The sequence below is a fragment of the Halorubellus salinus genome (assembly GCF_020567525.1).
GTDB lineage: Archaea > Halobacteriota > Halobacteria > Halobacteriales > Natrialbaceae > Halorubellus > Halorubellus salinus.
In genome coordinates, this window is record NZ_JAJCVI010000002.1 from 549,232 (window position 1) to 561,399 (window position 12,168).

Genomic DNA, 12,168 nt, shown 5'->3' on the forward strand with positions numbered 1-12,168 from the left:
ACACAATGAAACTCAAAAACTTACTCTCGGACGAGGATGCGGTTTCGCCAGTCATCGGGGTTATTCTCATGGTGGCAATCACTGTCATCCTTGCAGCCGTGATTGGCGCGTTCGTACTCGGTATCGGTGGCAGCCAAGAACAGGCCCCGCAGGCTAGCTTCACATTCGCGGACAATAGTGGGATTGAAGTCACCCACCAAGGTGGAGACAGCATCGACGTCGGACAGATCAAAATCGTATCCGGCAGTGATAGCGCTGAAGGATTTGACGACGGGGATATGAGTGACACGGACTCAAGCTGGCAAGCTGGTGAAACTCTATCCTCTGGCGTGACCAATAACGGTGACGTCCAAGTAATCTGGAAATCGCCCTCCAGCGACGATACGAACGTGATTGGAGAGGGCTCGCTCTAATGAATCTGAATAGTCTCTTCACGGAAGAGGATGCGGTGTCGCCAGTCATCGGCGTAATCCTGATGGTAGCAATCACCGTCATCCTCGCAGCCGTGATTGGCGCGTTTGTTCTCGGTATCGGAGGTAGCCAAGACCAGGTCCCTCAAGCGAGTTGGGAATGGACTCAATCAGATACTTCAGGCAGTGGCACTCCCATCTCGGCCAATGAGGACTGTGGGTCTTCGAGTGGTGGTGGAAGTATTGATGTGGCAGTTACTCATCAAGGCGGAGATGAGATAGATGGGAATAATCTAAAGCTGGGAGGGGCAGGCTGTTCTACTACAGTAACTGCTGGAACCCAGCTCAAGACCACGGATGCAGCCGTTGACGATACGATTTCGCTGGTCTGGGAGTCGCCTTCGAGCGATAGCACGAACATCCTCTCGCAATACGACGTCAGTTAAACGAGTCTACAATTCCTTTTCCCGAAGGTACGCTTCAAGAACCGGTATGCGAACAAGGGGAGAGAGATGCAACTTAAAAAATTACTCACGGATTCGAATGCTGTATCTTCCACTATCGGTGTTGTTCTGATGGTGGCTGTAACAGTCGTTCTCGCAGCAGCGGTGGGAACGTTTGCGCTTGGTATAGCGGAGGAGTCAACCAAGAAGACGCCAACAGCGTCGGTTGAAACGGAGTGGGGAACGACGACCGTAGGTGGAGATACGTATGACACAGTCGACGTTACGATTCTCGGAGGTGATGCGGTCAAGGCATCGTACGTTACCATCGAAAACGAGTCGGCAACAATCTGGCAGGGGTCTGGGCCGAAGGGTTCGTTCACCACGTATGATGGACAGACGTGGTCAAACGCGAAAATCAAGTCAGGGGACACGCTTGGGATTCGAGAAACGGTAGCGGACGGCTTCCAGTCCGGAGATGAAATTGTAGTCCTCTGGAACAACGGCCAGAAGTCGCAGGTCCTGGGTTCGGGAACGATGGACTAACCAGCTGACCCAATTTTTAGGTCAGAAAATACCAAGCTCACATAGTTCGTCCCACTGATAAAGTTGCAGAGAAGTCAATGACGAAATCCGGTCAGAGGTCGACCGCGGACATGCTGTCGTTGATGTTCTCCTCGGTCGGCGCTGCGAGGTACGGTTCGATCGCGTCGTAGGAGTCCCAGCCGCCGAGTGCCATGACGATTCGCGGGCTGACGCCTTCCTCGACGAGGAGATGGTGCGCCCAGCAGCGACGGAGATCGTGCGTCGACACGCGTCGATAGTCGTCGTCGCCGGTCTCGACGGCAGCTCGCTTGCAGGCGCGTTCGACCCAGTTCTGGACGGTGCGCTTCGAGCGGTCGACCACCGGCTCGGAGTCGTCGACGCCGTCCTGGACGAGGCGGTTGATGCGCGCCTCGAGGTCGCGCGGAAGCCAGGTCTCGCGATGCTTTCCCTGGTCGTACTCGCCGCTGGTGTCCTTCCCGGCGACGACCTCGAGCTTCCAGCTGCGACCGCCGCTCCGCCGCGAGATATCACCGGGCGTCACGTCGAGGACCTCCGCGACGCGGAGCCCGCAGTCACCCATCAACCGGATCGCGACCTCGGCGAGGTCGGAGTGCGCATTGCGCGGGATCTCCGCGTACTCGTCGCGGGTCATCCAGACGTTCCAGGAGGCGTCCCGGTTCCGCTCGGTTCTCATGTTACACGTTCCTCAAGAGAAGCGTGCAGTAAATCGGTTCTCACCCGACCGACGCTCGTACTCAGACGCCGATTCTCGGCGGGTTCACGCGAACGGGCGGCGCGGCGTTGCACGCTTCTCTACAAAGGCGAAGCGTAGACTAACCTGTTGAGTACACGGACACAGCATCAATGCCAGGAAGCAATCTCAAATGGACTCTGAGCCACGCGGGCCGAAACTTTCGCGGTATTCCTCCCAGTCGTCACCAGTCTGGGGAGCATCCCAGGGGTCGACACCACAGGGTGTGATGAACTTCCACTGGAGCTCATTCCGGATGGCAGTTCGGCGCTCGTCGTCGGTTACTGATTTGATGAAGTATCCAATTTCACCGTGTGCATTCTCTTCCCAGCAGTCTCGTTTCTTATGCGTCTCTAAGGTATGTTGTAGGTTCCCGGAAGGCGTCACGTCAGCTCGAACTCCTCCCTCGGAAGTGCCAATATATAACACGCAATGTGGTCGCCCCGAGATCACACAGACAACTACGTACACTCCAACGGCTTTCGACGGTAGTTCCTCTGTACCAGTGGTGACTTCTTTGAATTCGTAGCCAGCGATATTCACACTCTGTTTATTGAAACTTGATTACTGATAAATGTGACACCACTTGGAACCCAACATGACAGCTTTGCACGTTTAAAACGTCGGAAATGAGATGCTCCATGAGACTCGTTATGATTAAAAACCTTGCATATAATATCAAATTATGTCCAGCTACGTGGAACCTGAAGTGGGAAAAGACGGTTTCAATTGCCCATTCTGCAGTTCATTTGCGGAACAAAAGTGGGGAGAGCTGATATCTGCAATCGACCATCCTGGATTCATACAAATCATGGATGGAAATCTGAGTCGCTGTGAACGGTGTAAAAATTACTCAATCTGGATTGATGGAGAACTTGTATATCCAAAATCATCCTCCGCACCGAAGCCAGTATCGGATATGCCAGACGACGTTAAAGAGGACTTCATTGAGGCAAGAAAGGTTGTCGAAGATTCTCCAAGAGCTGCCGCAGCACTTCTACGCCTATCTATGGAGAAGCTCACTAACCAATTGCTCGATGAGAGTAATGATAGTCTCTATCAAAATATCGGGGAGCTTGTTGAACAAGGTCGAATTGACAGTCGAATACAAAAAGCCTTAGATTCAGTTCGAGTTACAGGTAACGATTACGTACATGCTGGGGAAATATATGGCCCAGATGATAAGGATACAGCTCTCAGGCTTTTCGACTTGGTGAATACGATAGTCTACGTGACGATTTCGCAAGAACGGGTGATTGAGCAAGCATATTCAGAAATCCCGGAAAATAAAAAAGAAGGTATCGACCAACGAGATCAGTAATCGATAAGCCGAGTCTAATCTGCAGGCTATCGTTGGTAGACTTGTTGAAATATATCGGGGATGCTCTTCGATTTCAGGAGGTGGATTCGCGCTCCTGTATAAAGGCGAAATTGAAGTATTCATGTGGAACAATATCATTATGACGAACCACGAGTGGGCAGAACTGCTTGAATATCTGTACGAGAGTGGTGGGCTATTTGAGTCGGATTTAGAGGGCGATGTAGAAGACACTCCTGAGGAGCTTCGTAGGCAACTGGCAAACGAGTTTTCAGACCCCGGTGACTCGATAAGTGAATCCGAGATGGAACGGATTCTGGATCGACTGTATAAGAACAACCTCGTTAATTATGGAGCGGGTGAATCCGGTCGTCGAGTGCAATTGACGCCGACAGGTTTCGAGGTGGCACATGAGCGGGAAATGACCGAGGACCAGTATGAGATTCAGGAAGAACAAGCAAATGCGAACGACCGAGTGGCCGATTTCACAGTGATTCTAGGTGCTGCTGCGCTCGTTCAGGCAGCAGAAAGTGTGATGACAGCGCCAAAGCCGACAGATTTGTATCTGGGTATATTTATGATACTAATCCTTGTCGTAGCGTTCTTTGCCCTTGGTGGACCGAAGTCTCTCCGGAATTAGTCAGTATCGAAGAAAATCGTTAATGTAGCTTCTTTTCGGTCGTATTCAAGGTCGACGGTGTCGCCGTCCTTCCCCGGTTCGAGGTCCTGGTCGCGACGGACTTCTGCGGGGATTCCGACGGCTGCTCCGCCGCCGCCGGTGGGGAAGATGCTCCGGTCGAAGTACGGTTTCTTGGTGGGTCGGTTGGTCGCCATGGTAGCGTGTGGTTTGAGGTCCGTGATAAGTGTTCGAATTTGAATAACTGATTCTCTACTGACTTCGTGGGGAGTGTGGGATACTTCCGTGACCACGGTAACGTAGTTCTGTGCTGTAATTATCAGAACTTTGCTAAATCTTTTGGAAAAGCGTAGCAGAGCGACTGTATGGTTCAAGCAGTCGGTAACAACTCGCTTTCTCGCGGGGGGACGCGGAAATGAGGAGCGTTCGGGAGTGGACTCGAGGCGAGCTCGCGGCGCTCCTGGTCGCAACGCTCGCGGTCGTCGCGACCGTCGGCGTGATCGCGGCCGGGCCGGGCTCGGGCTCGCCAGTCGGAACGGCAATCGCGACGGGCGACTCGATGGGTCACGACGGCAAGCAGGCGTACCTGTACATCGACGTCGAGCCGTCGGTCGGCGACCCGATCGTGTTCGAGACCGGCGACACGTACCTGTATCACCGAATTGTCGACGAGACGAGCGAGGGCTGGATTACGAAGGGCGACGCGAACCCGCGAACGGACCAAGCGGCGATGATCGCTGAACCAGTTGGCGCGGCCGACGTCGTCGGCGTTCCCGTGTTTTCGGTTCAGATTGATACGCTGAGGACTGTCGGTATCGTTTCGCTTGGAGCGGTGATGGCGTCTCTCGTTGCGGTTCTCTCGTTATTCCGCGGGATGGGTACGAGATTATTCCGGTCGAGCGGTGCGCTGAATGTGTCACTTGCCGTGCTCGTTGTCTTGTCTACTGTGGGCGGTTTGGTTGTGATGCCGGCGGCTGGAATGGGGAGTGACTCCATTGATCGCCAGCAAACGAACGCGTCAGACGTTACAAGCGCGAAAGAGCAATTCAGCGAACTGGATGTGCTTTCCGCGCTTGAATCGGGTGGGTATAACTGGCTCAACTTCTCTGGTGGAACAGCTACCTCCGAGGATACTGTGTCGTCCGGGTCTGGACTGGAGTCGGTCGGGGCTGCTGACGGGAAGGCTCTTGTTCCAGATAATTATTTCTCGACTGCTGTAGTCAATCAAATTAATATTTCGACCGGTAATCAAGTTGATTCTAAGGACTTGTCGGGTACTTTCTCGTCAGTTGCGTCGGTGACGAGCAATCCTTCCGATGATTCTTATATAATAGTCGGTGGGAACGGTGTGGTCGGTAAAGTTTGGTCTGATAACTTATCTGTCGCCTGGAGTGTAGATAAAGGAATTGGCGGGCCATATGCGGATTCAATCCGTGCCTCGGAGAACTATATCGCGGTCGGGACTGTTGACAACTTCTATCTTTTCAACAAGTCGACCCGCGATATTGAATGGAAAGCGTACGGAACAGACGACGACAAAGCGCCAGGGAACACTCGAATATACGAGGACGAAAACGCGGTCTATTGGATACAGCAAAATGCCAATGTCGTTAAAAAATTCAACCTCTCTACGGGAACGGAGGAGTGGTCTGCGGGTGGTGGTGACGGGTCTCTTGACTCGAGCACCCCGAACGCGGTTGCGAGTAACGGTGACTTAGTAGCAGCGCCTCACACTAGCGGAATCTCTTTCCTGGATGCTGATACGGGTAGTAAGGTTGAAAACGAGAGTTTAAGCTCTCAACCGAGGGCCGTGATGTTCGAGGATGGGTATTTCTGGGCTGGGGACGTCGATGGGGATGTTCTACGGTACAGCTCCGACGGAACCACTAAGCAGTCTTTCAGCGTTCAAAGTGAGGACGTCAGCTATCTTACGCGAATAGAGACAAGTGCCGGATCTAAAGGCGGTAATGAGTTCTCTGGGGTCGTTAAGACAACCGAGGGAGCGCCGTGCGCGAATTGTACGGTGCGCGTGGCCGGCGTGGATCACTCACAGATCACGCTCCAGAACGCGGCGAGCTTGGAGGAGCGGGCGGACAATCTGCTCGAGCAGGCGCGGAACGCGAAGCCGCCGCAGTGGGACTCGGACGTCTCGCTGACGGGGTCGGGTGGCTTGTTCGGTGACGTCAGCAGCGAGTACCCGGCTGTTCACTCGAAAGCGGACTGGGGGCTCGAGAAGTGGGAGGACACGACGAGCCTCGGGGACCCGCTGGTCGAAGTACCGGCGAACCAGCCGGTCGTCTTGTCGTCGTGGGACCCGACGAAGTCCTCGCTGATCGAGAGCGAAGTGAACGCCGACCTGCGCGGGAAGACGACAGATAGCCCGATCCAGTTGACGCACCTGGACCCGGCGGGCGACGGGCTGAAGACGGAGACGATTCCGCTCTCGCAGGAGTACCAGGTCGGGGTCGTGGCGACGAGCACGCACTCGTACGCGACGGTGGAGCTCTCGCCGGGGTTCTACGAGGTTTCGGTGAAGAACTCGAGCGTCTCGTACACTATCGTCGCGGGGGACCCGAACGAGATCGCGGCGGAGATCTCGAAGAAGCTGCTGAACCGCGAGGACGAGCTCCGGAAGCACGCGAAGCAGATGCGCGAGCGGTTCAACTCGAGTAAGTTCGTCGCGGAGACGGTCGTGACGAGCGAGAACGGCTCGTTCAGCGTGTCTCTGCCGTCGAACGTCCAGACGGTCAGCGCGACCGCGTACAAGGTCCCGGCGGGGATGGACCCGTCGAACGCGACGCGGGCGGACATTCGCGAGTATTATAACACGATGAACATTTCGCGAGCGACGGTCGACGTCGAGGAGGAGGAGCCGTTCGTGGTGTCGCACCACGACCTCACGCGGGCAGACGCGAACTTGACCTCTGAGGCGGACCTGGACGACGTCGTGCCGGCGTTCTACTTGCCGGCGGGCGAGGTCCGCGAGGACGTGCCGGCGTCGAACGTGACGCTCGAGGTCTACAAGACGGACATTCCGAAGTACGCGGACCCGGGAATCACGGCGAACCGGTCGCAGCTGCGTGACTGGTTCCTGTCGAACCTGACGTACGGCGATCTGCCGCCGGCGCTCCAGGACCGCTGGAACGCGACCCGCGAGCGCCTGAACGAGACGCGCGAGAAGCTCAAGAACATCACGGCGGCGAACGAGGAGCTGCGGTCGTGGTTCGAGAAGCTGCTCGCGGAGCAGCGGAACACGACCGTCGAGAAGGTGCGCGTCCAGATTCGCGACGCCGACAAGACGAAGGAGGAGCTCCGCGAGGAGGTCGGGGCGCTCCGGCAGGCGATCGCGGAGCTGGAGTCGACGGTGAGTATCGACGAGCCGGAGGTCTCGGCGCAGTCGGATAACGTCTCGCTCGCGTGGACGCTCCCGGGCGCGCTGGATAGCGCGAACGTGAGCGTGCTGGCGCACTACGCGAACGGGACGACGCGATCGGTGCCGTCGAAGTACGTCGCCGTCGACGAGGGAACGCTCCCGGGTCAGGGCGACGTCGTGCGCGTCAGCGAGTTCCCGCTGGGCGACAGTGACCCGGCGAGCGTGCAGTTCGAGCTCATGGCGGCCTCGAGCGAGGGCTGGGCGACCTCGAGCGAGGTCGTGAAGAACCCGAGCTTCTCGGGCGAGCTGCCGTCGATCGACAGTATCAGCCTGTCGACGGTGAACCCTGGGCCGAAGGAGAACGTGACGGTGCGCGTGTCGCCGTCGGAGCGCGGCTCCTGGAAGCAGATCACGAACGTCAGCGTGCTGGGGCCGGACGGCTCGACGATCGGGACGGGACCGGTCGAGAACGGGAGTTCCTTCGCGTTCACGACCGCCGGCGCGGGCGTGCATACGGCACAGATTACCGCGGAGACGACCGGGGGCTCGACGGTAGAGATCCCGGTGCGTATCAAGGCGGTCGGTCGCGAGGTCGACGCGCCGCCGACGCTCTCGGTGAAGGAGTCGCCGGTCGGCGAGTACGTGCTGACCTCTGCGGAGTTCGAGCGGGCGGAGGTGTCGACGGAGAACGCTCGCGAGCGCGTCCAGGTGACGGCGCAGCTCCCGAACGGCGACGGCGTGCCGAGCGAGGTCAGCGTCCACCTGGAGGAGCTCTCGACGCCGGGAGACTCGACGGTCTCTGTGAAGTTCGTGCGCGGCGAGAACGAGGAGTCGGTGACGCAGCACGTCCCAGTGACGGTTCACATGGCGGCGCCGTCGGGGAACCTCTTGCTCTGGCGGAACGGGCAGGCGGTCAGCAACGACGGCGGGAGCTGGGGGCAGGCGAACATCCAGAGCGACCAGCTGGTCATCAAGACGTTCACGGACGACACGGGCGACCTGACGCTCCAGAAGCAGAACGACGCTGGCCTGCTCGCGCAGATCTCGCACGGGTTCGCGCAGTTCATCCAGGGCTTCTCGCTCTCGGTCTCGTTCGCGCCGACGGTGCCTGTTCCGGCGCCGGCGACGACGTCGGGGCAAGCCATGCTTGCTGGGAGTGCGGACGTCGCGACGCCAGCGCCTGACGCGGTCGCGCTCGAGGAGGTGGTCGCATGAGCTCTCGGGTGCGGACGCTCGCGAGCGTGCTGCTCGCGCTCGTTATGGTGACGGCGACGATCGCAACGCCGGTCGCAGCGGCCTCCGGGTCGACGACGTCGGCGAAGCTCTCGCCGTCGGTCGCGAACGACGTCGGCTGGCTTTCGGGCTGGACGGCGCCGTCGGACGTCCAGCGGTACGGAGCGGGCGACCTGCCGGGGTGGCTCGTCCAGGTCGACGACCAGGGCGCGAGCAAGCTCGAGTCGTGGACGAACGGGAGCGAGGAGCGCGAGATACGCGAGGCCGGCGCGGACGGGCGCTGGTTCGTCGTCAGCGCGCCAGCGGACGAGGTCCTCCGCGTGGGCGTGCTCTCGACGCTGACGGGCTCGGAGACGCTCGTCGCGCAGGACTACGTCGAGACGGTCGGCGTGAATCGGCGGACGGCAATCGACCCGATTCGCGAGCCGGCGCTCGAGGAGTCGAGCGCGTGGGAGAAGCCGGACGGCCTCGGGTGGGCGAAGCTCGTCAGTGGCGGGTCGCTCTCGGCTGACGGCGCCGCGTGGAGCGACGAGATCAACCGGAGCGGTCTCGACGACGTGCGAGCGGCCGTCGACGACGACCAGGTCTCCGTCGAGGGCGACGGCGTGCGGGTCGCGGTCCTGGACACGGGCCTGGACTACAGCGAGGACCTCCACGAGGACCGCGTGCCGCTGGCGTACAACGCGATCACGGGAGAGACGGTCAACATCACGGACCCGGCGAACGCGACGGCGGCGGACTACGAGATCGTGGCCGACGGCTCCTCGAGCAACCACGGGAGCTGGGTGGCGACGATGATCGCGGCGAACGGCTCGAGCGCGAACGCGACCGGTATCGCGCCGAAGGCGACGCTGATTCCGGTGAAGGTCCTGGCCGACGACGGGAGCGGGTCGACGGCGGACATAGCGGAGGGAATCGAGTGGGCTGCGAGCGAGGCGGACGCGGACGTGATCAGCATGAGCCTCGGGAGTGCGGTCCCGAGCGAGCGACTGAACGCGGAGATCGAGGAGGCGCTGGAGAACGAGAGCGTCTCGGCGGTCGTCGTGGCCGCTGGCAACTCGCGCATGACGTACCGATACCTGGCGTCGCCGGCGGGCCAGGAGCCGGTCGTGACGGTCGCAGCGACGGACTCACGCAAGCTCAACGAGAGCGAGAGCGCGTACTTCTCGAACGTCGGGCCGGACGAGCGGACGGGGAAGAACCCGACGGTCGGGGCGCCGGGAATGTCGATCACGGCGCGGGTGGCTGACGGGAACGTGACGCTCTCGGGGACGAGCATGGCGACGCCGGTCGTCTCCGGGCAGATCGCGGTGACGCTCCAGGCGAAGCCGGGCCTTGAGGGCGAGCCGGCGAAGCTGAAGCAGTACCTCGAGGACCACGCGGAGCCGCTCGAGCAGGCTGGCGTGACGGAGGTCGGCGCCGGGCGCCTGGACTCGGAGCTGCTCGTCGACGACGTCGAGCCCGACGAGAAACAGGAGGACGCGCGGAACGACCCGGCGCGTCAGCGTGACTCGGCGAATCGTGCGCTCTCGACCGGGTTCTGGGGGACGCTCCTGGGATGACGTCGAGCGACGCGTCGCGGCGGGACGTGCTCGCGGCTGCTGCCACAGTCGCGGGCTCGCTAGCAGTCGCAGGCGCGACGACGAGTTCGGTCGCGAGCGCGGACGTCGAGCGGTCGACGCCGTCGGACGTGACGCTCTCGTACGACAAGGCGAAGATCCAGGAGTACCAGCCGGAGTTCGTCCTCCAGGGCGTCGAGCCGCGGCCGTACGGCGTCTGGGCGCTCCACGCGGAGAAGGCGGGGAGTGGCCTGAACGCGGTGTACGGGTTCACGCGGTACCCGTACCAGGAGGGTCAGACGGAGTACGACTCGCACTATCTCGACCACGAACCCTGGATAGTCTGGTACGACGCGGCCACCGAGACGACCGAGCGGGTGGACTACGCGGCGTATCACTGGTTCCGCGGCTACGCGTTCCGCGACCAGCTGGAGTTCGCGACCGCGGACAAGAAGCGGCCGGTGCTGCGGGTCGACCCGAACTATCACCACTACTACCTGTACAGCGGCTCGCTCGCGGGCGAGCGGCCGGAGGTCAACTCGCTGCTGGCGAAGATCGAGGACTGGCTCGCGAACGGGATGGACGAGGAGCTCGCGGTCTCGCAGCCGTACGACCCGTGGGCCATGATGGGCCGCGGGTCGTGGTGGCGCGAGGAGGCGCGGCACTCGTTCGAGACGGTTTGGAACGCGTTCTGGTTCAACCTGGGACTCTCCGACGCGCGGGCGACGTCGGACCTGGACGGGGTGCCGCTATGGTAGTGCGAGCGTGGCGGCGCGTCGGGCGCGTCCGGTGGATACCGCCGCCGCTCCCACCGCCCGACGCTCGAGGCGGCTGGCGGAGGGGGAACGTGCGCTGACTGACCTACCAAAACACAACACAAATCCAACACATGAATCGGAAGATTGCGGTCCTGATGGCGGTGCTCGTCGCCGTTTCCGGGGCGGCCGGACTCGGCGCAGCAGCGGCAGGCACCTGGGACACGGAGACGACGGACACGACGAGCGAGAGCGACTGGAGCGGCGCAACGAACACGGAGACGGCGGACTGGGGTAACGCGAGCGAGACGATCTACCTCGAGACCGACGGCGCGGAGAACGAGAACCTGACGCTCGAGCTGACGCCCGCCACGAAGGGCCTGGACTACGTCGCCTACACCAACTCCAGCCCGGACACGGTCGACGCGACGAACGGTCACTACTCGTTCAACGTCTCGTACGGCGAGCTCCCGGAGCTCCCGCGTGACTCGAACGGTGCGACCTACAACGCGACGATCTACAACTCGAGCGGCGACGTCGTCGACGAGACGGAGGTCGAGTTCAACACGGCGGCGAACGCGAGCGAGGACGCGTACATGGTCGTCGCGGACTCGTCCGGTACGGACGCGTCGGCGCTGACGAACGTGATCGCGGACTCGGCGGAGTTCGACTCCTCGAGCGGCGGGTTCTTCAGCGGGCTCGCGGGGATGCTCTCGTTCGGTTCGGAGTCGACGAACGAGAGCGACGCGCCGGACGTCGCGACGGTCACGGGTTACACCACGATCAACGGCACGCAGTCGGACGTGTACCTGTCGCTCGAGAACGAGTCGACGCAGGGAGCGTACGCGAACGCGGCTGAAGGCTACGAGAACGGCGACTGGATCACGGGCATGACGATGTTCGTGAACGGCGTCCCGCAGAAGGTGTACATGAACGAGGCACCGGACGACGTGAACGGGACGACCGTCGTCTACAACGCCGACGCCGACCGGCTGGAGGTCTCGCCGGGCGAGGAGTACGAGTCGATCTCGCAGCTGTCGGTTCGCTCGAGCGGCGGCGACGGCTACGGGTTCGGCGCGACCTGGTCGAGCTTCGGGATGTGGGACGCGCTCGGAACGCTCTGGCCGCTCTAACGAGGTGAGA

At 60.6% G+C, this 12,168-nt stretch carries 12 protein-coding genes; 9 read left to right on the forward strand and 3 right to left on the reverse strand.

Annotation, left to right across the window (positions count from 1 at the left end; translation table 11 throughout):
- Positions 1–5: 5 nt before the first annotated feature.
- The 3 genes from LI336_RS07250 (at position 6) to LI336_RS07260 (ending at position 1,399) form a co-directional block, all read left to right on the forward strand.
- On the forward strand, positions 6–413 hold the full coding sequence (locus tag LI336_RS07250; protein WP_227132312.1) for a type IV pilin domain-containing protein: 408 nt from the start codon (positions 6–8) through the stop codon (positions 411–413).
- Positions 413–856 (forward strand): type IV pilin domain-containing protein, encoded by a 444-nt coding sequence (locus LI336_RS07255; protein WP_227132313.1) that lies wholly within the window; start codon positions 413–415, stop codon positions 854–856. The genes LI336_RS07250 and LI336_RS07255 overlap by 1 nt, the downstream gene beginning before the upstream one ends.
- 66 nt (positions 857–922) lie before the next feature.
- A complete protein-coding gene (locus LI336_RS07260; RefSeq protein ID WP_227132315.1) occupies positions 923–1,399 on the forward strand; it encodes a type IV pilin domain-containing protein in 477 nt (158 codons plus the stop codon).
- Between the two features lie 91 nt (positions 1,400–1,490).
- On the opposite strand, the gene LI336_RS07265 is transcribed toward LI336_RS07260, so the two are convergent.
- Together LI336_RS07265 and LI336_RS07270 are read right to left on the reverse strand one after the other, a co-directional pair.
- Positions 1,491–2,093 carry a site-specific integrase gene (locus LI336_RS07265; protein ID WP_227132316.1) on the reverse strand — a complete coding sequence of 201 codons (603 nt, stop codon included), beginning with the start codon at positions 2,091–2,093 and terminating at the stop codon, positions 1,491–1,493.
- Between the two features lie 186 nt (positions 2,094–2,279).
- Complete coding sequence (locus LI336_RS07270; protein WP_227132318.1) at positions 2,280–2,693, reverse strand: hypothetical protein; 414 nt, start codon at positions 2,691–2,693, stop codon at positions 2,280–2,282.
- A gap of 142 nt (positions 2,694–2,835) precedes the next feature.
- Here LI336_RS07270 and LI336_RS07275 point away from each other — a divergent pair, with 142 nt between their 5' ends.
- Together LI336_RS07275 and LI336_RS07280 are read left to right on the forward strand one after the other, a co-directional pair.
- On the forward strand, positions 2,836–3,471 hold the full coding sequence (locus tag LI336_RS07275; RefSeq protein WP_227132319.1) for a DUF4145 domain-containing protein: 636 nt from the start codon (positions 2,836–2,838) through the stop codon (positions 3,469–3,471).
- A 139-nt stretch (positions 3,472–3,610) separates the two neighbouring features.
- Positions 3,611–4,108 (forward strand): hypothetical protein, encoded by a 498-nt coding sequence (locus tag LI336_RS07280; RefSeq protein ID WP_227132321.1) that lies wholly within the window; start codon positions 3,611–3,613, stop codon positions 4,106–4,108.
- On the opposite strand, the gene LI336_RS07285 is transcribed toward LI336_RS07280, so the two are convergent.
- On the reverse strand, positions 4,105–4,302 hold the full coding sequence (locus LI336_RS07285; RefSeq protein WP_227132323.1) for a DUF1905 domain-containing protein: 198 nt from the start codon (positions 4,300–4,302) through the stop codon (positions 4,105–4,107). The two genes, LI336_RS07280 and LI336_RS07285, sit on opposite strands and share 4 nt — an antisense overlap.
- A gap of 218 nt (positions 4,303–4,520) precedes the next feature.
- On the opposite strand from LI336_RS07285, the gene LI336_RS07290 reads away from it, so the two are divergent.
- The 4 genes from LI336_RS07290 (at position 4,521) to LI336_RS07305 (ending at position 12,158) form a co-directional block, all read left to right on the forward strand.
- Positions 4,521–8,693, forward strand: a complete 4,173-nt coding sequence (locus tag LI336_RS07290; protein WP_227132325.1) for a S24/S26 family peptidase — start codon at positions 4,521–4,523, stop codon at positions 8,691–8,693.
- Positions 8,690–10,273, forward strand: a complete 1,584-nt coding sequence (locus tag LI336_RS07295; protein ID WP_227132326.1) for a S8 family serine peptidase — start codon at positions 8,690–8,692, stop codon at positions 10,271–10,273. Before LI336_RS07290 ends, LI336_RS07295 begins: the two co-directional genes overlap by 4 nt.
- Positions 10,270–11,028 carry a hypothetical protein gene (locus tag LI336_RS07300; RefSeq protein ID WP_227132328.1) on the forward strand — a complete coding sequence of 253 codons (759 nt, stop codon included), beginning with the start codon at positions 10,270–10,272 and terminating at the stop codon, positions 11,026–11,028. Before LI336_RS07295 ends, LI336_RS07300 begins: the two co-directional genes overlap by 4 nt.
- A gap of 131 nt (positions 11,029–11,159) precedes the next feature.
- Complete coding sequence (locus LI336_RS07305) at positions 11,160–12,158, forward strand: hypothetical protein (RefSeq protein WP_227132330.1); 999 nt, start codon at positions 11,160–11,162, stop codon at positions 12,156–12,158.
- Positions 12,159–12,168: the final 10 nt, after the last annotated feature.